This is a genomic window from Pseudomonas sp. C32 (assembly GCF_030417915.1).
GTDB lineage: Bacteria > Pseudomonadota > Gammaproteobacteria > Pseudomonadales > Pseudomonadaceae > Aquipseudomonas.
Map to the genome: position 1 here is coordinate 194843 of NZ_JAUHUK010000006.1, position 21519 is coordinate 216361.

The following is a 21519-nucleotide window of genomic DNA, read 5'->3' on the forward strand; positions in this document are numbered from 1 at the left end:
ACACCTGACGGGCTGTTTTTGGCCGATTGTTGCCTGTCGCGAAGGGCTGCGATCGATCCATGGCGGATAGTCCTGACACTAGCGACAGGTGTCGGGTTGATGGGCCGCAGTGTTTCAACTCTTCTGCAATGGCGTGGTTCACCAGGCCGCTGTACATTTTCTCGATCGCATCCGGGCTCAGGCCCTCAGCCTCGGCCCACGTCCCTGCATGACGGGTATCGACTACAGACTCAAAAATGCCCGGTGTCGCGGTCATCAATCCACGGCTAGACTCCTTCATCTACCCGCAGCATCCGAGGCAACATGAATTACATTCTCTGGATCATTCTTGGCACAAACAGCCCATTGCCAGCGCCGGCGCTCGACCATGCCGAGTATCAGAACAAGGAGGCCTGTCAGCACGCAGCCGATCAGGTCAAGGCATCACTCGACGGGGTGCAGTTCCATATCCACACCGTCTGCACCCCCAAGGACGAGACAAAGTAACGAGCCATTTTCAGCGATGGACGCTTCAGCGCTTGTAATGCAGCGCATCCACCACGACGCCGAACGCTGAAGAATGCTCACGGCGATTGGGGTAGTAAAGGTGGTAACCGGCAAACGGTTGGCACCAATCTTCGAGTACCCGCACAAGGCTTCCGTCCGCAAGTTCCTTCGCGACCATATCTTCTGGCAGGAACCCCAAGCCGCATCCCGCGACGGCAGCGCGCAGGATCGGCACGCTGCTGTTGAACGTCCATTGTCCTTCGACACGGGCCTTGAGTTCGTGACCCTCCTTTTCAAAATCCCATTGCATCAGGCTCCCGTGGGTGGGCAGCCGCAGATTGATGCAGTTTTGGGCGGCCAGATCCCTTGGCTCTTTTGGAATTGGCCGCTGTTTGAAGTATTCGGGCGACCCCACTACCGCGATGCGCAACGGGGGGCCGATCGGGACGGCGATCATGTCTTTGGCCACCTGATCGCCCAGGCGCACGCCGGCGTCGTAGCGTTGCGCGACGATGTCGGAGAGGGCGTAGTCGACGGTGATTTCGACCTTGATGTCCGGGTAGTCGGGCAGGACCTTCAACAGCTTGGGCCAAAGGATGTTGTTCGCCGCATGTTCGGAAGCTGAAATCCGCACGTTGCCTGCCGGGGTGTCGCGAAACTCGCTGACCGCCGCCAACTCCAGTTCAATTTCTTCGAACCGCGGCGCCATCGAAAGAAACAGCCGTTGCCCAGCCTCCGTAGGGGAAACGCTGCGGGTGGTTCGGGTGAGCAGGCGAACGCCGAGCCTGGTTTCGAGCGCGCGCATGGTGTGGCTCAGCGCGGACTGCGAGACGCCCAGTTGTGCGGCGGCGCGAGTGAAGTTGCCTTCGCGGGTGATGACCACGAAGGCTTGCAGGTCGTTGAGGTTGGCGCGGGACATTGATGAGAGCCTCTCATGCGGAGCGCGGGATTATTCCATGTAATCAGGTTCCGCATGGATGCGCGACCCCGACGAGCCCGTCACAAGGTTCTTGCGAAGAACGGCGTCAACTTGCCGAATGCAGCGTCCACATACTTGGGCACCCAGTAGGTTTCGATGTGCGTGGCGCCGTCGATGATGAACAACTCTTTGTCTTTCGTGCCGGTGGCTTTGGGGAATGTATCCTGGGTCATGTACAAGCTGTCGGCCTTGCTGCCGGCGATCATCAGTAACGGCTGATTGATCAGTTCGATTTGGTTGGTCGCGTCGAAGCGCACCAGATCCAGCAGGCTGCTCGTGGTGTATTTGAACGTCGAGTTTGGGTGGGCATGGGTTTTCCAGTAGTACTCATAACCCTGGCGATACAGCTCGAACGGAAGCTTGGCGATCTGCTCGTCAGTGAGATTGGCATCACCCGAATACAGCACTTCACCGCCGGCCGCTTCCTGGGCGCGGGCAGCGGAAGCTTGTTGCAGGCGTGGCGCGAGGGTGTCCAGTTGCGAGTCGTTGTAGCCATTGCGACGCACCCGGCCGGAGTTGAACATGCTCACAGTCGCCACCGACTTGAATCGCTTGTCGGTTTGCGCGGCGGCCAGCGAGTAGCCACCGCCACCGCAGATACCGAGCAGGCCCAGGCGCTTGCCGTCGACGCCGGCATACTGAGTGATGAAATCCGCCATGCCGTGGATGTCCTCGATGCGGTACCCCGGCTTGTCGATACTGCGCGGTTGTCCGCCACTTGCGCCTTGATACGCGGCATCGGCGGAGATGGTGATGTAGCCTTGTTCCGCCAGGCGCTGGGCATACAAACCGGCGACTTGCTCTTTGACGCCGCCGTTCGGATGCGCCACCACCACCGTCGGATAAGCCTTCTTCGCATCGTAGTTGGCAGGGGTGTAAACGTTGGCCGCAATGTCGAGGTCATTGAGCTTGTAGGTGACCGGATGGATGTTGACCTTGCCGGGTTCATTCCTGGCAATGGCGCCGTCGTAGGCCAGGGTGAACGGGTTCTTCTTGTAGTCGGCGGCACCGGCTTCGCCAGCAGACATACCAACCATGGCGGCCATCAGCGAAGCTTTCAAAAGGGTGTATCTCATAAGCATCTCCGGAGCACTAAAAAGGCCGTTTGAAAAAAGTTCTGTAGCCGTCAATCCAGATGCTTTTCTGTCAGAAACCCGGACACCAGATCCGCAATCTGCACGTTGTTCAAATCCGACATGGGGAAGTGCGTGTTGCCCTTGATGCCAATCTCCGGCAAGTGGATCAGCCGCACATCACCGCCATGCTGGTTGACGGCATCGCGCCAAAGTCGGGCCATGGTGAGGCGGGCGCGCCAACTGTCCTGGGCGGGCAGGTCGACGGCGTGCTCCGGAATGTTGTCGCCGTAGAGGATCAGGATCGGAATGCGCGTGAGCGCCATGAATTGATCCATCGGCACCGCTGCGCCTTGCACCGTGTCGAATGCGCTGGGAATCGGTGCGGGGACTTCACCCTGCGCGAAGACGAAACTGCTGCCCGGCTCGAACGCGACGATGGCCTTGACCTTGTCGTTCTTGATCGCCGTCAACCAACCCGGCCCGCCACCCTGCGAGTGCGTGAACAGGATGCCCGGGCCGATTTTTTCGAAGACCGCCGACACGCCATCGGAGACCACGTTCATGTCGAACGGCCCGGTGTTCGGTGTCATCGCACGGAAGAACTGGTCGCGCGTTTGCGCATCCTTGGCAACTTGCACACCCTCGAAATAGTTGGGCCACAGGCCGATGCGGAACTGGTTGAACCACAGTTGCTCGTCCGGGACAGGCTTGACTGTCGCCTCGACCATGCTGCGCCCGGCATCGCCCCGGCGCGGCTGGTCGATCAGATACACACCGTATTGGCGCCGCAGAAAGATATTCTGAAAACCTTCGCGGCCGTCAGCGGTGGTTTCCCACGTCTTGGAAAACTGGCCTGCGCCGTGCCACATGACGATGGGCAGTTTTCGCGTATCGACCGGGATTTGGTAGAAGGTGTAGGCATGGTCGCCGTGGTAAGTCTGGCCATCTGGCGTCATGGGTTTGCGTGGATCGAACGTGCCCGGTGCGGTGATCATCGTCCCGCCAGCGGCGAAGCTGCCTTGCTCCTGAATCATCAAGGGCGCGGCGGCATTGGCATGGCTTGCACAGGCGGCAAGCGAGCTCAGCAACGCAGCGCTCAGCAGGTTTTTTCCGGTCTTCATGTTCAACCTCCCGAGGCGTCAAGCGCCTGTGCCAGGGCCGTGCTTGCACGTTTGGCGGCGGGTTCGTCGCCCTTTGCCAGCAGCTCGGTGAGCTGGCGCAATTGCGCTGCGCTCAGCCCGACCCGCAGGCTCGCCCGCATGTGCGAGCGCAACTGCGACTCCACCCCCGGCGTTGCGGCCAACGCCCCGACGGTCGCCAGTTCACGGCTTTGCCAGTCGAGGTTGTCACGCTCGAAGATGTCGCCGAACAGGTGGGTTTGCAGGAACTGGTTGATGACCGGGGCGAACTCGAACACCGGCCCCTTGACCGGCCCGCCCGAAATTCGGGTTTGATTGGCCGTGCCTGCCGTGAGCAAAGCCTCACCGGTGGGAATGGCACGGCTTGGTTCGCGTCCAGGCTCATCGTGAATGCCACGTTGTTTGCGCGCTTGCACCACCGTCATCAGTTCATTCAATGCATTGAGGCTGCGTGGGAAACCGACGTAGGCGTAGAGCTGCACCAGGATTTCCCGGGTTTCACTGACCGTCAGGCCCGCGTCGAGGCCCTGGTTCAAGGCTTCGTTGAGCTTGGGCATGTCGCTGGTCGCCATGAACGCGGCGATCAGTGGAATGGCCTGTTGCCGGGTCGACAACGTTTCTGATGCGGGTTGTGTGCTGACCATGGGTTGCGATGCCTCGGCGTTCCGAGTGGCAACCCCTGACACCAACCCAAAACCCAGACACAGGGCTATCAGCGCGGGGAGGGGGCCGGTCTTGCGATGTGCATTCGGTGAGTCAGTGGTCATCGTAAAAAGCTCCATCCATTACAGGTCTTGCGCAGGCTATTGCCCTTGGTACTGCGCATCCGAGACTTTTTCCGCCCAGGTGACAGCCTTGCCGTCCTCGGCTTCGGCGATGGCGATGTGGGTCATCCCGTTGGCGGCCGTTGCGCCATGCCAGTGACGTGTCTGCGGCGGGATCCAGACAATGTCACCCGGACGAATTTCCTGACGCGGGCCGCCCTCTTGCTGCACGTAGCCGACGCCGGCAGTGACGATGAGCGTCTGGCCCAGCGGATGGGTGTGCCACGCCGTGCGTGCGCCGGGTTCGAAGGTCACCGTGCCACCGCCGATGCGGGCAGGGGCATCGCCCTTGAACAGGCCGTCAACCCGGACCGTACCGGTGAAGTTTTCTGCCGCGCCCTTGATTGAGGGCTGGGAACCCGCGTTGGTGATGCGGATCTCGCTGGCGGCCCGGGCGCTGGTTTCTCCAGCCATGAGCGATAACGCAACCAATGGGGCGATCAGGGGATTCATCAATGTTGCTCCTGAATAATCGTGCAGCGTGATGGATCGTGACTGACATCGTGCAAACAGTAAGTGAGCGAAGGGTTAGAAACTAGACGGGTAAATCGGCAAGGGTTCATGAGGATTGTTCATCAATCCGCCGAATCCACCCGTGTAGGAGCGAGCCTGCTCGCGATGGAGGCCAACGATGACGCGGGAAACCAGACGCAATGCGGCGTCCTCTGGTTTTTCGCGAGCAGGCTCGCTCCTACTGGGGAAGGGATGTCATTTGGAGTGGAAGCGAAGGCAAATGGACCCGCCAGGGCGGCGGGTCCGAAGGGATATCAGAGTTTCGGCAATTGCCCGATGCGGCCCATCATTTCGGTCACGATCTGCAAGTCCAGCAGGAACTGCTCGGTGGTCTTGAACTCGTTGTCGTTGTGGCCGGTGTATTTGACGTCTGGCATGGCCAGGCCGAATTGCACGCCGTTGGGCAGTTCATGCACCGACGTGGCGCCGGCAGAGGTGCCGAACTTGTGTTCCATGCCGAGGTTTTCGCTGGCCACGGCGAGCAACGCCTTGACCCATTCACCCTCGGGGTTGCGGAACATCGGTTCGGCAATGTCGTAGTCGAAGGCCGGGGCGATTTTGCTCTTCTTGCTCCAGGCATCCAGTTTTCCGGCGATTTCGGATTTCAGCGTTTCAGGCGACTTGCCCTTCGGTACACGCAGGTTGATCGCCAGTTTGAAGGCTTTTTCATCCATGCCGACATAGGTCAGGGACGTGGTCAGCGGGCCCATGAACTCATCGGAAAAACCAACCCCCAATTTGCCCCCCAGGTAATCCAGGCCCCAGTTATCAGCGGCGTAGCGGGCAGCGTCAGTGATCTCGTTGTGCTTGAACGCAACCTTGCCGTCTAGGCCATTGATGAAGTCGAGCATCCTGGCGACCGGGTTGACGCCGGACTCGGGCTCGGAAGAGTGGGCGGAAACGCCGGTGACTGTCAGTTTGACGTCCTTGCCCTCGACCTTGGCGACGACGGTGAAGTTGCCGCCATTGCGTTTGGCGTACTCCGCGCCGGCCTTTTGCAGGTCAGCCGCCAGTTCTGCGGGTTTGTCTGTCACCAGGGTCGCGACCGATGTCGACGGAATCTGGTTGGTGGCCAGGCCGCCGGTCATCGAAGTGATTTCTGCGCCTTTGCCTTGCGCGGCGCGCTTGGCGAAGCTGGCCATGACGGTGCCGTAGCCTTTCTCGGCGATCACCACCGGGTAGCCGCCATCCAGCGCCAGGTTGTAGTTCGGCGTCGGGTTGCGCTCGAAGTAGTAGGGGATGGCGTCGCCCGTGGTTTCCTCGGTGGTGTCGACCAGCAGCTTGAAGTTTCTCGCCAGCGGCAGTTTCTCTTCCTTGATGACTTTCATGGCGTAAAGCGAAACCACGATGCCGTTCTTGTCATCCTCGGTGCCTCGGCCATACATGCGGTCACCGATCAGGGTGACTTTGAATGGGTCGAGGCGGGTGCCGTCCTGCAACACCCAGTTATCCGGCGTGACCGGCACGACATCGGCATGGGCGTGAATGCCCACGACTTCATCGCCGGTGCCGTCGAGGGAGATTTCATACACGCGGTTGTCGATGTTGCGGAAGTTCAGGTTGAACGACTTGGCCAGGCCCTTGATCTTCTCGGCAATCTTGATGAATTCGGGGTTGTCGTGCTGCTCAACACCGTCCACGCGCACGGTCGGAATGGCCACCAGTTCCTTCAAGGTTTCGGTGGCCGCGCTGCCGTACTTCACACGGGCATAGAGGCCAAGCAAACGATGGATTTCGTTTTGCTGCTCTGCCGTCAACGGCTTGTTGTCGAGGAAGGCACGGATGGCCGGGCCGAGGTCGTCGGATTTGGCGATGTCGCTCTTGGCCAGGCTGCCCAGGAACTGCCGGAAATCCGTGACCTTTGCATCGCTGAAGGTCTTGAGGATGATCGCGCTCTGTTGCGGGGTGATGTTGGCGTGCGCGGCCGTGGTGAACGACGACAGGCTGGCGAGCATCAGGCTGGCCGCGGCCAGGTGCTTGAGTGAAAAGTCCATTTCTGGTGGCATTCCTTTGCAGGCGGTTTGTGGGAAAAGTCTGATCGTTTAATCAGATATTTCCAAAACTACCACCGTGAGGGCGTGATGCGGGAGCCCCTGAAAGGCGATCTGTCGCACAGAACGGCAAAAGCGGCGCACAAACGAAAATCCGCTGTATCAATGCTTGCACTCTGACAGCACCACTTGGCAGGTACTCGGCGTTCCACCGGATCGCCCCGCAAAGCGCGCGCAATTGCTCAGGGATTTTTGCCGCGCCATGCTCAAGGTGTCGCCCCAGGCCAGGCCGCCTTCACCTACAGTGGGAAGCGCTTTTGCATAACACGCCGAGCCAATGCGGGGGGCCGCATAGCGAGTCGTGGACTTGTTGCCTGAGCAGCCCGGAATCAACACCAGACTGATGGCGAGCAGGGAAAGCAGGCCCCAGGTCGAGCCTTTGCGCTCTGTTATTCCAGTCATCCTGCTTCCCCCTCTGTGTCGCCAACGGGCCGAACGCAATGGCGTCAGCCACCCGCGCGCGTGTTCAACGCCGCTTCCGCCGCCGCAATCTCGGCCTGGCGCTTGACGATCATGTCACCCACCGGCGGGCCTTGAAAGCGCCGGGCTTCAAAGCCGAACCAGACGATGGCGGTCAACACCAGAAAACCGATGGTGATGTACAGCGCCCAATCATTTGGTGGCTGAATGCCGATGATGAAAATGATCACCATCGAAAGCACCGAGAGCAGGGCGAACACGGTGTACCAGAAGCGCCCGATGTTCCAGGGCCCCATGGTCGGCCATTTCGGTGTCCCGTAGGCAAACAGACCCAGCACGATAGGAATGATGAAGGAGAAGAACAGGAAGATCACCGTGCAGGAAACCACGATCGTATAAACCGGCGTCGCACCGACCGAGATCACCGACGAACCCCAGTCGAACAGGACGGCGAGGGTGGCACCGGTCCAGATCGCCGCGACCGGGCTGCGGAAGGTCGGGGAGACCGAAGACAGCGCTTTGGAAAACGGCAGGCCGCCGTCACGGGAGAAGGCGAAGATCATGCGAGAAACAGAGGTGACCGTCGCCAATCCGCAGAGCACTTGCGAGATGAAAATCGCCACATACAACGCGAGCTTCAATGTCGGGTTCACCTGAGTGTCCATGGCCCAGAAAAACACACTCCAGCCTTTGCTGGCAGCCTCATCCATGTTCGGTAGCATCAGCACGAACGAGCTGAGCATCACCCAGCCGAACAGCAGCGACCAGACCACCGACATCACCATGCCCCGTGGCACCGACATGGCGGCGTTGCGGGTTTCTTCGGAGGTGTGCGCGGAGGCGTCGTAGCCGGTGATGGTGTAGATCGGCAACAGCAGGCCGAGCATGAAAATCCAGCCGTTGGACACCGCTGGCCAGACGCTGCCGCCGGCCTCACCGGAATAGTTGGCGAACGTCACCAGTCGGGCGAACTCATAACTCGGTGCCGAGATCAGGCAAACGATGGTCAACGCCAGCGCAGTGGCGAAAATCAGGTAACCGGAAAAGTCCGTGAGCTTGGCCGTCAGGCCGATGCCCAAGTGGTTACACAAGGCCTGCACCCCGGTCAGGATCGCCAGGAAAATCACCCGGGTCGTGGTGGTGTCCTCCATGCCCAATCCCGGGCCGAAGGCACCGAAGAAAAAGTAATAGGTACCGACATTGATTGCGCCCAGCACAGTGACCAGCCCCAGCAGGTTGAACCAGGCCGTCAGCCATCCGGTGAAGCGGTTACCAAGGATCGAACCCCAGTGATACAGGCCGCCAGCGGTGGGGTAGGCCGAGGAGATCTGCGCCATGGCGAGGGCGAACACCCCGGAGATCAGGCAGCCGATCGGCCAACCGATGCCGATTGAGGCACCGCCCGCCCCGGAAGTGCCCTGGGCGAGAGAGTTGATGCCACCGGAGAGGATGCAGATGATCGAAAAGGAAATCGCAAAGTTGGAGAAAACGCCCATTCTTCGCGAGAGCTGCTGGGCATAGCCCATGCTGTGCAGCACCTTGGTGTCGTCGTCTGGCGGTGCGCCGGTGCCGGGCTGGCTTGCTGGGTTCATGTTGTGTGCCCCTTCAGGTTTTGATACGCATCCATCCGGAATACCGGATGGTCTGGCCTTCAACCCCTTGTCGTACTGCTCCTGTTTGCAACCGATAAACCTGTCTGTAGGAGCGAGCATGCTCGCGATGGACGTCAACGATAACGCGTGCTTTCTGAATAGCCGCGTCGCCCTTGAGTCCATCACGAGCAAGCTCGCGCCTACAAACGTCCGTGGAATGCCGACTGGAAAATCTCCGTCACGCCGGCCTTGGTCAAGGGCAACGGATTGCCCCCGGCGGAAGGGTCGACAATTGCCATGTCCGCGATCAGCTCGGCCTGCTGCTCATCCACTCCCAACTCGAACAGCGTGTGCGGCACGGCGATGTCCTTGCGCAGCTTGAGGACGAAGGCCATGAAACTGTCGAAGCCCGGGGAGGGCAGACGCAGGTACGCAGCCAGACGGGTGATGCGTTCTTCGATGGCCGGGCGATTGAATTTCAGAACGTAGGGCATCAGCGTCGCATTGGTCATGCCGTGGTGGGTGTCGTACAGCGCGCCGATCGGATGCGCGAGCGCATGCATACCGCCCAGACCTTTCTGAAATGCAGTGGCGCCCATCGCCGCCGCCGCGAGCATTTGCCCGCGTGCTTCAAGATCGGACGGGGTGAGTACCGCGCGCACCAACGCCTGGGCCACCAGGCGCATGCCTTCCACGGCAATCCCGTCGGCCATCGGGTGAAAACCGGGGGCGCAGTAGGCTTCCAGGCAATGCGACAAGGCATCCATGCCGGTGCCAGCCGTCACTTTGGCCGGCATGCCGACACTCAGGGCCGGGTCGCTGATGACCACGCGTGGCATCATTTTCGGATGGAAGATGATGCGTTTGGTGTGGGTCAGCTCGTCGATGATCACGGCGGCGCGGCCCACTTCGGAGCCCGTGCCGGCGGTCGTCGGCACGGCAATGACCGGGGCGATGCGGCTTTCATCGGCGCGGGTCCAGTAATCGCCGATGTCTTCGAAGTCCCAGACGGGGCGGGTCTGGCCACTCATGAAGGCGATGAGCTTGCCCATGTCCAGGCCGCTGCCGCCGCCAAAGGCGACGACGCCATCGTGTTTTCCCGCACGCCAGGCGTCGAGCCCACCGGCCAGGTTGGCTTCGACGGGATTGGGCTTGAGGTCACAAAACAACTCGGCCCCCAGGCCCGCATCGCGCATCGCGTTCAGTGCGGCCGTGGTGATCGGGGCCCGGGCCAGGCCACTGTCGGTGACCAGTAGCGGTCGCTGGATACCCTGGCTGCGACAGACCTCGGCCAGCTCGCTGATGCGGCCGACACCGAAACGAATGCTCGTGGGGTAATTCCAGTTTCCAGTCAGGCTCATGGCTCAAATCTCGTGGCGCAAATGGAAGGATTTGGCGCGGGTCAGGTGCTCGTAGCCGAGGCGCGACAGCGTGACGCCGCGCCCGCTGTTTTTCACCCCGGTCCAGGCCAGCGTCGGGTCCAGGTAATCGCAGCGGTTCATGAAGACGGTGCCGGTGTCGATCAGGTTGCCCAGGTGTTCGGCGGCATCGAGGTCCTGGGTCCAGATTGACGCGCTGAGCCCGAACTCGCTGTCGTTCATCAAGGCGATGGCTTCGTCATCGCCGCTCACCGGCATGATGCCGACCACCGGACCAAAGCTTTCATCGCGCATGACCGACATTTGGTGGGTCACGTCGACCAGCACCTGCGGCGCGAGGTAGGCGCTGCCCGGCACGTCGGCGGCAAAGGCTTGCGAATCGATCAGGGCATTGGCGCCCTGGGCCAACGCTTCGGCGATCTGCCCACGGACGAAGAACGCCGCCCCCGGTGTCACTAACGGACCGAGCGTGGTGGCTTCATCCAGCGGATTGCCCAGCACGTACTGTCGGGTCAACTCGGCAAAGCGCTCGATAAACGGCGGGTAGATTTTTTCATCGACGTAGATCCGTTCAACGGCGCAGCAACTCTGTCCTGAGTTGAAGAAGCTGCCGTCCACCAGGTTTTCTACCGCATGCTCCAGATTGGCGTCCGCTCGCACATAGGCCGGGTCTTTACCGCCAAGCTCCAGACCCACGCCGAGGAAGTGTCCCGAGGCGGCGTTTTCCATGGCCTTGCCCGCATCCACCGACCCGGTGAAATTCACTTGCTGCACACATCCGGAGCCAATGATCGCGGCTGTCTGGGCATGATCGAGCAGCAAGTTGTGGAACAACCCATCGGGTAGATGAGCGCGACGCAAGGCCTCGGCGAAACGCTCACCGACCAGCAGCGTTTGCGAGGCATGCTTGAGGATGACGGCATTGCCGGCCATCAGTGCCGGGATGATCGTGTTGACCGCCGTCAGGTACGGGTAATTCCACGGGGCGACCACCAGCACAGTGCCCAGTGGCTCACGTTTGATCAGCCGTCGAAACCCGTTGATGGGCGTGGGTTCGTGCGCCGCCAGTGCGTCAGGTGCAATGGCGATCATATGCCGTGCACGCTCCTCGAAACCGCGCAGTTCGCCAGCGCCGAAGCGCACCGGGCGACCCATCTGCCAGGCCAGTTCCGGGACGATTTCATCCTTCATGGCCAACATCGCGTCCACCGCAGCGCTGCAAAACGCCGCGCGTTCGCTTAGCGGTCGACGTTTCCATTGGCTCTGGGCGTTTGCGGCGGCGGCCAGCGCTTGTTCGATCGCGGCCGCATCGGCGTACTGACGTTCGGCATAGACCCGGCCATCGACCGGTGAGATCAGTTGAATGATTGAAGTCATGAGCTACTCAATAGCGCTCGAAGCCGCGCTGCAGTTCCCAGTCGGTGATCCGTCGGTCGTACTCTTTCTGTTCCCACTCGGCGGTGTGCACGTAGTGGTCAATCACTTCGTCACCGAACGCCTCGCGCAACATGCTCGAGCCCTTGAGCGCGGCGCTGGCCTCGCGCAGGGTCTTGGAGACTTCCGGCAAATGCTCGTCGACATAGGCATCGCCTTCGAAGGGCGCTTCGAGGCTGAGTTTTTCGTCGATGCCGGCCAGCCCTGCCGCAATCAGGGCGGCGAAGGCCAGGTACGGGTTGAGGTCGGCGCCGCCAATGCGGCATTCGATGCGGATGGATTTGCTGCCCTCGGCGCACAAACGAAAGCCGGCGGTGCGGTTGTCACGGCTCCATACCGCCCGGGTCGGGGCGAACGTGCCCGCCTGAAAACGCTTGTAGGAGTTGATGTAAGGCGCGAGAAAACAGGTGATGTCGTTGGCGTATTTGAGCTGCCCGGCGACCCAGGAGCGCATCAGTATGGACATGCCGAACTCGGCCTTGGCGTCATAAAACAGCGGCTTTTTCGCGTTCTTGTCCCACAGCGAATTGTGGATATGGCTGCTGGAACCGGCCGCGTCATAACGCCACTTGGCCATGAACGTGATCGCCTTGCCCTGTAGCTGCGCGATCTCCTTGCAGGCGTGCTTGATGATCACGTGGTGGTCGGCCATGGTCATGGCATCGGCATAACGGATGTTGATCTCTTCCTGGCCCGGCCCCCATTCACCCTTGGAATTCTCGACGGGAATACCCGAGGCTTGCAGGTGTTTACGGATCGCCCGCAACACCGGTTCTTCGCGGGTGGTCTGCAGGATGTTGTAGTCCTCGATGTAGTGCCCGGCGGTTTTCGGCTTGAGGTAATTGCGTTTGTGGATGGCCTCGTAGCTTTCGTCGAACAGGTAGAACTCCAGTTCAGAGGCGAACATGCCGGTGTAGCCGCGCTCGCGCAGGCGCTCGACCTGCTTTTTCAGGATCGCCCGCGGGCTGTGGGGGAGGTCTTGCCGATGGTGATGATCGAGCACGTCACACAGCACCAGCGCCGTGCATTCGAGCCACGGCACCTTGCGCAAGGTGCGCATGTCGGGCTTGAGCACAAAGTCGCCGTAGCCTTTGCTCCAGCTGGCGGCCGCGTACCCTGGCACCGGTTCCATGTCGATGTCGTCGGCCAGCAGGTAGTTGCAGCAGTGGGTTTCTTCATGGCCGCTGTCGATGAAAAACTCGACCTGGAATCGCTTGCCGACCAGTCGACCTTGCATGTCGACCATGCACACCAGCACGGTGTCGATTTCGCCGTTGGCAGCAGCACGCTTGAGTTCGTCAAAACTGAGGAGAGGCTCGGTCATCACGGCAGTCCTGCGCTAATGTTGGAATTCTCTGAATAGCTGTTGCAGACGCTCTCCAGAAAAATCCAAACACTGCCGCCGCGAGCATCGTGGGCAATTAGCTGAGCCTAAGCTTAGCTGACTGTCGCTTTTCGCAAGTTTCGATGATCGAAACCTGTTTTTCCCCGTTTGTTCAGCGACATTTCAGCTGTGCAGCGAGGCCTCAGCGCAGGCTCCACGACACCCCGACGTACATCGCCATTCCCTCGCCAGGCGTCGACCGCGCCGCGTCCAACCCTTTGTCGTCGTAACCCGGCGTGACGGTGGCGGCGTAGTGCTTGTCGGTCAGGTTGCGGATGTCCAGCCAGGTCTGCCAGTCGTCCTTGGGGGCGTTGTAGCCCAGGGTCGCGCCGAAGATCGCGTAAGGATCGGCGTAGTAGCTGTTGGCGTAATCGACCGCGACCTTGGACACCCACTGTGTGTTGAGCGCGGTGAAGAAACCCTGCGTCCAGTCGTAGCGCAGTTCGCCCTGGTAGTAGTGCATCGGCAGGCCCGGCAGGCGGTTGTCGCCGAAGTGATCGTCGTCGCTGTAGTGGAAGTCGCTGAAGGTGTAGCTCTGGCGCAAGTTCAGTTGGCCGCCATCGTCGCCGGACCACAGGTTGCTTTGCAGGCTGGCTTCCACGCCCTGATGCACCGTGGGGCTGGCGTTGAGTTCGTAAGGCGTGGTGGCGTTGGCATCTGGCAGCACCGACAGCAATTCGTGGTGTACTTGAGCGTAGTACCAGGACAGGCTCCACTGGCCCATCGCACTGTCGCCACGACCGCCGAGTTCCAGGGTGGTCGCGGTCTGGTTTTGCAGCTCGATCGGGTCGCGCTGAGTGCCGGTGGCCGGGCCGCTGCCGACCGGGAAACGAATGTTGGAACTGTAGATCAGCGACCACGGGTGTGGCGCCTCGACCGAGCGGCTCAGGTTGCCGAACAGTTGCAGGTCCGGCGTCACTTGATAACGCAGGCCCACGCGCGGGGCGTAGTCCCAATCGTTGAGGCTGGTCTTGCCGCCTTCTTGCGGGTAGGTGACATCACTTTCACGACGGGTGTAGATCGCGGCGAGGCCGGTGGTCAGCCACAGGTCATCGGCGATTTCCAGATCATTGCCCACATGCAGGACGGTGTCCGAACCTTGATAGGTGAAGTTGCGCATGAGCGTGCCCGGGGCATAACCGGCGGTGTTGCCGGTGGGGATGCGCACGAACTCGCTGGCGCCGGCATTGGGCAAATGTTTGGTGACGCGCAGGCCTATCGTGCTGTTGCTCGCCAGGCCCCAAAGCGTGTCGCGGCGTTTGTAATCGAACGTGCCGCTGACATCGGTGTACGCGACCTTCAGGCGGTTGGGCCCTTCGCGCAGGTCCATGGGGTAGTCGTGGTAGACAAGGCCGGTCTGGATGCTTGAATCGTCATCGATGTAGAACGTGGTCTTGTTACCGATAAACGTGCTGCCCGGCTGGTCACGGCTGTCGTCGCGCTTCACGTAGGCGGGGTTGGCTGCCCGTGGGTCGTGTTCGATGGAGTGTTTGGTCACGCGGCCGGCGAGGTCATTGTCGGTCGAACGATGGCGCAGGTAGAAGCGCGTTTCCAGGTTCGGGTTGAAGCGATAGCCGAAGTTGGCGATGACGCCCTGGCTCTTGCTGGCCGTGTGGTCCTGATAACCATCGGTGTTCGCATCGGTCAGGGCGACGTAGTAGTCGAACGCTCCCAACACCTGCCCGGAACTGACCTGACGCTGCTGATAACCGTGGCTGCCTGTCGCGTAGCGCACCTGCAATTTCGGCGCGTCGTAGCCGGTATGGCTGATGTAGTCGATGGCCCCGCCCAAGGCCAATGCACCCCTGTCGAAACCGTTGGCGCCGCGCAACACTTCCACATGATCGAGCCACAGCGGCTCCAGCAATTCATAGGGCGTACCGCCAGGACCGGTCAACGGCAGACCGTCGAGCATGGCGTACAACCCCGAAGCATGGGCGCCCGGTGCACGGTTGATCCCCGATCCGCGGATCGAAATCTTGGTGCCTTCGTTGCCGGCAGACTGGGCGTATATCCCGGGCTGATAGGCCAATACATCCTGATTGCTGGCGACGCGACCTTGCAGCGGACGGCGCATGTCGACCACGTTGGTGCCGCCGGGCACTTCGGCCAGCCGGGCCTTGGCGTCTTCGATCGTCTGGTCTTCGTCGCTCTGATCCTCGGCGCCGATCAGCACTTGCCCCAGTTCCAGGCCTTGGGCTTGGGTCATGGCCGGACAGACAAGGGCCAGCCCCAGCAGCGCTGCGGGCAGGGAATTGGGCGAGGACATCGAGAAAACTCCAGACAGACAAAAACGGGCAGTGAACACTGCGACGTATGAAAGAACGAGGGGAACACATGGCAATTTTGCTTTATTTGCCGGGGGAGGTCTTGTAGGTGCGAGTTTGCTCGCTCCTACAAGATTTTTGCAGAAGGCAGGTACAGCTTAACTGCCTTGCGGTTCACCTCGTTATTGGTACTTGATTGCAATGCCTTTCAGCTTGCGTCCTTGAATCGTTTCGATGTCCCGGCTCCACAACGGCCCAGTGACATAGGCCGCGACGGGTTGAATGCGGTCGTAAACGACAACCACGGCGTCCGCGCCAAGCTTGGCGCCTTCTTCACGCAGTTTTTGTTCGACCTCGGTGATCGGCGGTGCCGGGTCGACCGAGGCATCGACCAGGATTTCGCCCAACCGCACATGGGGTCTTGTCGGTTCAGTGCGTAGCACCTGGACTTCATTGGGCAGGGTCGGCTCAGGGTGTTCGACGCCGACATAAGCTGTGGTCTGTGCATCTACCGATGCGCAGGCACCTAACGCCAGCACACTGGCAACGAGGGCCGCGACGAGCAACGGTCGCTGCCATCTTGAGAGTCGAAGCGATGAAGACGGGGGCATGTCAGCATCCTCTGCTGGAAGTGTATTGAGCCAACGTCTGTTGGCCGTTCAATCAGGCGCAACTGCGAATGAATACCCAGAGATCGGCATTCAGCCCGCTGGCGCGGCGCTGTCCTTCTCAATTCGTTTAGTTATAGTCGAGAAAACCTGAACTAAGCTGAACCGGCCTGGATCAGCCACACCTATCAAGTGGTAGTCCATGTTCTCCAAGTCGGGAAGCGTTGCTGATGAATAAAAAAATCGCTACACACCGGTGGTGGCTTTTGCATTCATTTATCCCGATATCGGCCTGTCAGCCGATAGCCAGGCAGAATTGGCCAAGCAATCGCTCAACCCGGTGGCCGCACTCTACAGCGTGCCTATTCAATACAACTGGAACCAGAAACTCGGCCCCCGCGGGGAGGGTTATCAAAGCGTCATCAATATCCGGCCGGTGCTGCCTTTCAGTATCAACGACGAGTGGAATCTGATTTCCCGAACCATCCTGCCGGTCATTGACCAGCACGGCCTGGTTCCCGGCGGGCAAGCGGACAAGTCCGGTATCGTAGTAGCGCCAGCGCCGAACAGGGTGTGTAAAAAATAGGTTTGGCGTGGGAACTTACTTCGGGAGGAGCGCTCATACGGTGGCTTGGTGGCTACTTGACATATCTGCCGGTCATTCATGACACTGGCAATGGCTATATGAAACAGGCCAGATACAACGCAGCACCAAGGACATCTGGAAGACACACCATTCAGGGATTAAAGGACTTATTGAATGAACACGACAGATCAAGTGCAAGACAGCAGCAAGTACAACGCAAAATGGCAGGAGCGTTTCGCGTTTTTTGATGCTCACGGTGCGCCCAATGCACCGGATTACAAATCGGCAATGCAGCAACTTCCCTTCAAACAGAAGATAAAGATCAACGCCAACATCATTGCGTTCTTCTTTGGGCCGATTTACCTGTTTGTGCTGGGCCTGTGGAAGAAAAACCTGACGCTGCTTGCGATCCTCATTGCCATTTCCCTCGCGCTGGACGTTGTCTTCGCTCTCGTCGACGTCAGCTTTGCCAAGCAAATCAACTTTGCCGTGGGCTTCTGCTTCAATCTGCTTTACGCCCTTTCGACCAACTACGCTTACTACCTCAAGGAACGAAAAGGCGAACAGGGATGGAATCCGTTTAAAGGCATGCGCTGGTAAACAATTCCAGAAACAGAGCTTCAGGGTCATAGCCAATATGACCCTGATTCAAGCCCAGAGCGCATGTGTACTCCTCAGCGTGCTCCTCGCCACTGCACTTGATTGCCCCTCCTCATGACACTGACACCTTACGTTTTAGCCTTTCAGTTTGCCGCCGGAATCATTGGCTGCTGTGTCGTGATACCTCAACAAGTCATCCCGCCATCTTCCGAGAACATCGATCATCCCTCCAGGCCCTGGCGGATTTTTTATCGGTTGATGACCCTCTGCATGTGCAACCTGTTTTCGTGGTTGGTGACCATGATTCTACTGGTCTCGTTGCTGGAGGACGTGGACTCCAGCGGTCTATCGGACGTCAAACACGCACTGCTGATGGCGGTCATGCCAGTGCCCTTGCTCATCGTCTTCTATTGGCTGTTTGCCAAAGTGGCGCGCAAGGGGACCAGGGATCTGGATCGATTCCGGCGGCCATCGACCACGGTTGCCCTCAAGGATCCAGCGCCAGGCGCTGAGCCTGCTGGCGTAAAACGCAAGAGCGCCAAAAAGAAAAAACGCCAATGGCGGTAAGACGTTCAGAGGGCAGGGAATAAAAAGCCCGCGAGGCGGGCTTTAGGGAAGTCGGCATCAGCTCCCAGACTGTGCGCAAAACAGCTTTCGGGCTTCAGCAAAACATTTTTCGGCGATGGCCGAGCGCGGTTCGGTTTTGCGCATGACCAGGCCCAGGGGGGCGAGCACGCTGGCATCCGGCAGGTTGATAAAGGCCAGATTCTCGATCGGGTTTTCCAGGACACTGTCCAGCGGCATGATCGAGCAGCAAAAACCTTCGTGGATTGCCTGATACAACTGATACGTCGAATCGCTTTCGAGAATCGGCTGCGGATCGAGCCCGCGGCTGCGGAAGCTCAGGTCGATGGATTTTCGATAGTGCATGCCATTACTGATCATCCCCAAGGGCAGTTCGGCGGCATCTTCCCAGCTCATTTCAGTGCCTTCGAAATGGAAGTGGCGCGTGTCGTACAGTAAACCGACGCGGGTTTCACCCAGTTCGAAAAACTCCAGGTAATTGGGGTTCACATGGTCGAGATAGCAGACACCCAAGTCCAGTTGGTTGGTGCCCAGGGCTTCGATGATCTGGTCTGAACTCATGGAAGACAGGCTGTATTTGAGCTCCGGAAAGGTTTTGGCAAGCGCCTGAATGTAGCCGATTGGATTGAAGCCGCTGAGTGGCACCAGGCCCAGGCGCAAATTACCGACTAACTGACCGCGACACGCAGCGGCTTCGGCGAACAACCCGTCATGGGCGGCCAGCAAGGTTCTGGCCCAGGCCAGCACGCGTTCACCCGCTTGGGTGAATCCTTCAAAACGCTGGCCTCGGGTGACCAGTTCCAGACCCAGTTCATCCTCAAGATTGCGCAAGCGCATGGACAGCGTCGGCTGAGTAATGTGGCAGCGCGCAGCTGCCTGGCCGAAGTGTCGAGTCTGCTCCAGGGCGATCAGGAATTTGAGTTGCTTGATGTCCATGATGGCACCTACTGCAGGATGAATGAGAGGTGAGTATTAAAGCAGGTGTGCAGCATGCAGTCCCGAGCTGGCACTTTTCGCGCTTATTCAAGGGGGGCTGTCTGGTTGGTCATGGAGGTGAGCATTTTCTGGTCATCGGAAAAGAAAGGGAAAAATAAGCGTGACAGGTCAGCTAACTGACAACCCTCCCACTTGGGATAGACATTCAATTGCTTCATCAAGGCTCGTTCAGAAAGCCCAACAGCAGTTCGTTGACCACTGATGCGCGTTCTCGCTGTATCCAGTGGCCGGCACCTTCGAGGAGATGACACCCGCGAAGCCCCGGTAGGTCTGCGCGAAGGCTTCGATCTGTTGCGGGGCGCCCGGCCAGCTATAAAAAACTACCCTCAGGCCTGCGGAGCTCATTCACTCCTCTGTAGCCCCTGGGTACTAAGCAGGACGCGGTGTTTCAACGGGCGGGGTTGCCTGCCCAGCCCCCTGGTTTACAGCTTATGCCGCGCGGCATACAGGCAGATCATCTCCATCGCCAGCGCGGCCCCGGCAAGCGCAGTAATCTCGGCGTGGTCATAGGGCGGTGCCACTTCGACCACGTCCATGCCGATCAGGTTGATACCGCGCAGACCTCGCAGAATCGCCAAGGCCTGATGGCTCGATAGTCCACCGCAGACCGGCGTCCCCGTGCCTGGGGCAAACGCCGGGTCGAGGCAGTCGATATCGAAGGTGAGATAGACCGGATGGTCGCCAACGCGCGCCCGGATAATCTGCGCCAGTTCCTTGCTAGAGCGATCATGCACTTCGCTGGCATTGAGCACCTGAAAGCCCATGACGTCGTCATTGGTCGTGCGCTGGCCAATCTGGATGGACCGTGCAGGATCCACCAGCCCTTCGCGGACGGCGTGATAGAACATCGAGCCGTGGTCGATACGCTTGTCCTCGCCGTCCGACTCCAGGTCATGGTGCGCATCGAAATGGATCAATGACAGCGGACCATACTTGGCCGCGTGAGCTTGCAGCAGCGGATAGCTGATGAAGTGATCGCCACCCAGGGTCAGCATCGCAGTACCCGCCGCCAGGATCCGCTCGGCATGGGCCCTGATCGCCGCCGGGGTCTGCTCCGGGGTGCCGTAATCGAAATAGCAGTCGCCATAATCGACACACGCCAGCAGATCGAACGGGTCAAATTCCCAAGGCCAGTGACGCGCCCAGGCGGACTGTACCGATGCTTCGCGGATGGCCCGTGGTCCGAAGCGGCTGCCCGGTCGATTGCTGGTCGCGGTATCGAACGGGATGCCGCTGATGGCGATATCCACGCCACGCAAATCGCGGGTGTAGCGACGCCGCATAAAACTGGTGATACCACCGTAGGTCGGTTCACCGTCGGTGCCATACAGGCTGTCACGCGTCATCGCCTGATCGATTATTGAATTGTCATTTAGCATGGGATTCTCAATGCGGTTTAACTGAAGCAGACCCAGAAATGTGTACGCTCACACAGCGCAATTTACTGTCAGGTTCCTGACTTGAGCTTGGTCCATGCACGGGTGCGAGCGCGTTCTGCACTGGACGGCAGTGGCACCAGCGGGAACAGGGAAGTCTGGATGTCGGCGGCGGGGTAGAGATTGGGGTTGTTGCGGATTTCCGGGCTGACCAGGGCAGTGGCGTCCTTGTTCGGGTTGGGATAACCGACGAAGTCGCTGATCGGGGCGATCACCTGCGGCTGCAGCAAGTAGTTGATGAAGGCATGGGCATCCTCCGGGTTCTTCGCATCCTTGGGGATGGCCAGCACGTCGAACCAGACCGGTGCGCCTTCCTTGGGCAAGCGCATGTCCACCACCACGCCGTTACCGGCCTCCTTGGCGCGATTGGCCGCCTGGGAGAAACTGCCGGAATAACCCACGGCCACGCAGATGTCACCATTGGCGATATCGGTCATGTACTTGGAGGAGTGGAAGTAGGCGACGTTGGGGCGGATCTTCTTCAACAGTTCTTCGGCCTTCTCGTAGTCCTTGGCCTGAGTGCTGTTGGGCGGCAGACCCAGGTAGTGAAGGGCGATGGGGATCATATCCGTCGGCGAATCGAGAAGGGCCACGCCGCACTGTTTGAGCTTGGCAATGTTCTCTTCCTTGAATATCAGGTCCCAGCTGTCCACCGGCGCGCTCTCGCCGAGCGCAGCCTTGACCTTGGCCGGGTTGAAACCGATCAGCACGGTTCCGTACAGGTAAGGCACGGCGAAGCGGTTGCCCGGATCGTTGGCCTCGATCAGCTTCATCAGTTGCGGGTCCAGATGCTTCCAGTTGGGGAGCTTGCTGCGGTCAAGTGGCTGGAAAGCGTTGGCCTGAATCTGCTTGGCGAGGAAACTGTCGGACGGCACCACCACGTCATAGCCGGAGTGGCCGGTAAGCAGTTTGGCCTCCAGGGTTTCGTTGCTGTCGAAGATGTCGTAGACCAGATTTGCGCCATTCTCCTTCTTGAAGTTGTCCAGCGTCTGCGGGGCGACGTAGTCGAACCAGTTGTAGACACGCAGCGTGCGCTCTTGCGCATACGCGTTAGCAGTCAGCAGGCCCAGGCTGCAGATCGTAGCGAGGAGCGAACGGGGGAGTTTGTGCTTGATCAATTTCTCACCTTTTGAATTATTGTTTTTGGCCTGGCTCCGGATGAAT

19 protein-coding genes and 2 pseudogenes are annotated in these 21519 nt (G+C 59.8%); 4 read left to right on the forward strand and 17 right to left on the reverse strand.

Features of this window, described 5'->3' with window-relative positions; all coding sequences use genetic code 11:
* Positions 1 to 109: 109 nt before the first annotated feature.
* Positions 110 to 235, reverse strand: a pseudogene (locus QYH43_RS09505) (isochorismate-pyruvate lyase); the annotation flags it as partial.
* A 68-nt stretch (positions 236 to 303) separates the two neighbouring features.
* Between QYH43_RS09505 and QYH43_RS09510 the strand changes: the two are divergent.
* Positions 304 to 486: a hypothetical protein gene (locus tag QYH43_RS09510; protein WP_095056768.1), complete on the forward strand. Its 183-nt coding sequence runs from the start codon at positions 304 to 306 to the stop codon at positions 484 to 486.
* Between the two features lie 25 nt (positions 487 to 511).
* Here QYH43_RS09510 and QYH43_RS09515 read toward each other — a convergent pair whose 3' ends face one another.
* The 13 genes from QYH43_RS09515 to QYH43_RS09575 all read right to left on the reverse strand — a co-directional run bounded on the left by QYH43_RS09515 (position 512) and on the right by QYH43_RS09575 (position 16155).
* The gene (locus QYH43_RS09515; protein WP_095056767.1) at positions 512 to 1405 is read right to left on the reverse strand and encodes a LysR family transcriptional regulator; all 894 of its coding nucleotides are present in this window, start codon (positions 1403 to 1405) and stop codon (positions 512 to 514) included.
* An 80-nt stretch (positions 1406 to 1485) separates the two neighbouring features.
* Positions 1486 to 2541, reverse strand: coding sequence for an alpha/beta hydrolase (locus tag QYH43_RS09520; RefSeq protein ID WP_095056766.1), 1056 nt, complete (start codon positions 2539 to 2541; stop codon positions 1486 to 1488).
* Between the two features lie 50 nt (positions 2542 to 2591).
* Complete coding sequence (locus QYH43_RS09525) at positions 2592 to 3662, reverse strand: alpha/beta fold hydrolase (RefSeq protein ID WP_301156930.1); 1071 nt, start codon at positions 3660 to 3662, stop codon at positions 2592 to 2594.
* A gap of 2 nt (positions 3663 to 3664) precedes the next feature.
* Complete coding sequence (locus QYH43_RS09530; RefSeq protein ID WP_095056764.1) at positions 3665 to 4447, reverse strand: carboxymuconolactone decarboxylase family protein; 783 nt, start codon at positions 4445 to 4447, stop codon at positions 3665 to 3667.
* Positions 4448 to 4483: 36 nt separating this feature from the next.
* Complete coding sequence (locus tag QYH43_RS09535; RefSeq protein ID WP_301156931.1) at positions 4484 to 4957, reverse strand: cupin domain-containing protein; 474 nt, start codon at positions 4955 to 4957, stop codon at positions 4484 to 4486.
* A 314-nt stretch (positions 4958 to 5271) separates the two neighbouring features.
* Positions 5272 to 7011 (reverse strand): dipeptidase, encoded by a 1740-nt coding sequence (locus tag QYH43_RS09540; protein ID WP_301156932.1) that lies wholly within the window; start codon positions 7009 to 7011, stop codon positions 5272 to 5274.
* A gap of 159 nt (positions 7012 to 7170) precedes the next feature.
* Positions 7171 to 7470: a hypothetical protein gene (locus tag QYH43_RS09545; RefSeq protein WP_301156933.1), complete on the reverse strand. Its 300-nt coding sequence runs from the start codon at positions 7468 to 7470 to the stop codon at positions 7171 to 7173.
* A gap of 44 nt (positions 7471 to 7514) precedes the next feature.
* Entirely contained in the window at positions 7515 to 9080 is a 1566-nt protein-coding gene (locus QYH43_RS09550) for an amino acid permease (protein ID WP_095056760.1), read from the reverse strand.
* Between the two features lie 200 nt (positions 9081 to 9280).
* Positions 9281 to 10441: an iron-containing alcohol dehydrogenase gene (locus QYH43_RS09555; protein WP_095056759.1), complete on the reverse strand. Its 1161-nt coding sequence runs from the start codon at positions 10439 to 10441 to the stop codon at positions 9281 to 9283.
* A 3-nt stretch (positions 10442 to 10444) separates the two neighbouring features.
* A complete protein-coding gene (locus QYH43_RS09560; RefSeq protein ID WP_095056758.1) occupies positions 10445 to 11836 on the reverse strand; it encodes an aldehyde dehydrogenase family protein in 1392 nt (463 codons plus the stop codon).
* A 7-nt stretch (positions 11837 to 11843) separates the two neighbouring features.
* Complete coding sequence (locus QYH43_RS09565; protein WP_095056757.1) at positions 11844 to 13217, reverse strand: glutamine synthetase family protein; 1374 nt, start codon at positions 13215 to 13217, stop codon at positions 11844 to 11846.
* 202 nt (positions 13218 to 13419) lie between these two features.
* Positions 13420 to 15546, reverse strand: coding sequence for a TonB-dependent receptor (locus QYH43_RS09570; protein ID WP_301156934.1), 2127 nt, complete (start codon positions 15544 to 15546; stop codon positions 13420 to 13422).
* Positions 15547 to 15726: 180 nt separating this feature from the next.
* Positions 15727 to 16155 carry a hypothetical protein gene (locus tag QYH43_RS09575; protein ID WP_095056755.1) on the reverse strand — a complete coding sequence of 143 codons (429 nt, stop codon included), beginning with the start codon at positions 16153 to 16155 and terminating at the stop codon, positions 15727 to 15729.
* Positions 16156 to 16408: 253 nt separating this feature from the next.
* Between QYH43_RS09575 and QYH43_RS09580 the strand changes: the two are divergent.
* The 3 genes and pseudogenes from QYH43_RS09580 to QYH43_RS09590 form a co-directional block, all read left to right on the forward strand.
* Positions 16409 to 16699 (forward strand): annotated as a pseudogene (locus QYH43_RS09580) (transporter); the annotation flags it as partial.
* Between the two features lie 213 nt (positions 16700 to 16912).
* The gene (locus tag QYH43_RS09585) at positions 16913 to 17338 is read left to right on the forward strand and encodes a DUF2628 domain-containing protein (protein WP_095056754.1); all 426 of its coding nucleotides are present in this window, start codon (positions 16913 to 16915) and stop codon (positions 17336 to 17338) included.
* A gap of 300 nt (positions 17339 to 17638) precedes the next feature.
* Positions 17639 to 17905, forward strand: a complete 267-nt coding sequence (locus QYH43_RS09590; protein ID WP_301156935.1) for a hypothetical protein — start codon at positions 17639 to 17641, stop codon at positions 17903 to 17905.
* Between the two features lie 57 nt (positions 17906 to 17962).
* Here the strand turns inward: QYH43_RS09590 and QYH43_RS09595 are convergent, their stop codons facing one another.
* From QYH43_RS09595 to QYH43_RS09605, 3 genes are all read right to left on the reverse strand, one after another.
* A complete protein-coding gene (locus QYH43_RS09595; RefSeq protein ID WP_095056752.1) occupies positions 17963 to 18859 on the reverse strand; it encodes a LysR family transcriptional regulator in 897 nt (298 codons plus the stop codon).
* 482 nt (positions 18860 to 19341) lie between these two features.
* Positions 19342 to 20298, reverse strand: a complete 957-nt coding sequence (speB, locus tag QYH43_RS09600) for an agmatinase (protein WP_095056751.1) — start codon at positions 20296 to 20298, stop codon at positions 19342 to 19344.
* A gap of 68 nt (positions 20299 to 20366) precedes the next feature.
* Positions 20367 to 21434 carry a polyamine ABC transporter substrate-binding protein gene (locus QYH43_RS09605; protein ID WP_301156956.1) on the reverse strand — a complete coding sequence of 356 codons (1068 nt, stop codon included), beginning with the start codon at positions 21432 to 21434 and terminating at the stop codon, positions 20367 to 20369.
* Positions 21435 to 21519: the final 85 nt, after the last annotated feature.

What these genes read in the sequence shown, in the direction of transcription:
- QYH43_RS09510 (WP_095056768.1), top strand. Translation starts at nt 304, where the DNA reads ATGAATTACATTCTCTGGATCATTCTTGGCACAAACAGCCCATTGCCA.
- QYH43_RS09515 (WP_095056767.1), bottom strand. Translation starts at nt 1,405, where the DNA reads ATGTCCCGCGCCAACCTCAACGACCTGCAAGCCTTCGTGGTCATCACC.
- QYH43_RS09520 (WP_095056766.1), bottom strand. Translation starts at nt 2,541, where the DNA reads ATGAGATACACCCTTTTGAAAGCTTCGCTGATGGCCGCCATGGTTGGT.
- QYH43_RS09525 (WP_301156930.1), bottom strand. Translation starts at nt 3,662, where the DNA reads ATGAAGACCGGAAAAAACCTGCTGAGCGCTGCGTTGCTGAGCTCGCTT.
- QYH43_RS09530 (WP_095056764.1), bottom strand. Translation starts at nt 4,447, where the DNA reads ATGACCACTGACTCACCGAATGCACATCGCAAGACCGGCCCCCTCCCC.
- QYH43_RS09535 (WP_301156931.1), bottom strand. Translation starts at nt 4,957, where the DNA reads ATGAATCCCCTGATCGCCCCATTGGTTGCGTTATCGCTCATGGCTGGA.
- QYH43_RS09540 (WP_301156932.1), bottom strand. Translation starts at nt 7,011, where the DNA reads ATGGACTTTTCACTCAAGCACCTGGCCGCGGCCAGCCTGATGCTCGCC.
- QYH43_RS09545 (WP_301156933.1), bottom strand. Translation starts at nt 7,470, where the DNA reads ATGACTGGAATAACAGAGCGCAAAGGCTCGACCTGGGGCCTGCTTTCC.
- QYH43_RS09550 (WP_095056760.1), bottom strand. Translation starts at nt 9,080, where the DNA reads ATGAACCCAGCAAGCCAGCCCGGCACCGGCGCACCGCCAGACGACGAC.
- QYH43_RS09555 (WP_095056759.1), bottom strand. Translation starts at nt 10,441, where the DNA reads ATGAGCCTGACTGGAAACTGGAATTACCCCACGAGCATTCGTTTCGGT.
- QYH43_RS09560 (WP_095056758.1), bottom strand. Translation starts at nt 11,836, where the DNA reads ATGACTTCAATCATTCAACTGATCTCACCGGTCGATGGCCGGGTCTAT.
- QYH43_RS09565 (WP_095056757.1), bottom strand. Translation starts at nt 13,217, where the DNA reads ATGACCGAGCCTCTCCTCAGTTTTGACGAACTCAAGCGTGCTGCTGCC.
- QYH43_RS09570 (WP_301156934.1), bottom strand. Translation starts at nt 15,546, where the DNA reads ATGTCCTCGCCCAATTCCCTGCCCGCAGCGCTGCTGGGGCTGGCCCTT.
- QYH43_RS09575 (WP_095056755.1), bottom strand. Translation starts at nt 16,155, where the DNA reads ATGCCCCCGTCTTCATCGCTTCGACTCTCAAGATGGCAGCGACCGTTG.
- QYH43_RS09585 (WP_095056754.1), top strand. Translation starts at nt 16,913, where the DNA reads ATGAACACGACAGATCAAGTGCAAGACAGCAGCAAGTACAACGCAAAA.
- QYH43_RS09590 (WP_301156935.1), top strand. Translation starts at nt 17,639, where the DNA reads ATGATTCTACTGGTCTCGTTGCTGGAGGACGTGGACTCCAGCGGTCTA.
- QYH43_RS09595 (WP_095056752.1), bottom strand. Translation starts at nt 18,859, where the DNA reads ATGGACATCAAGCAACTCAAATTCCTGATCGCCCTGGAGCAGACTCGA.
- speB (WP_095056751.1), bottom strand. Translation starts at nt 20,298, where the DNA reads ATGCTAAATGACAATTCAATAATCGATCAGGCGATGACGCGTGACAGC.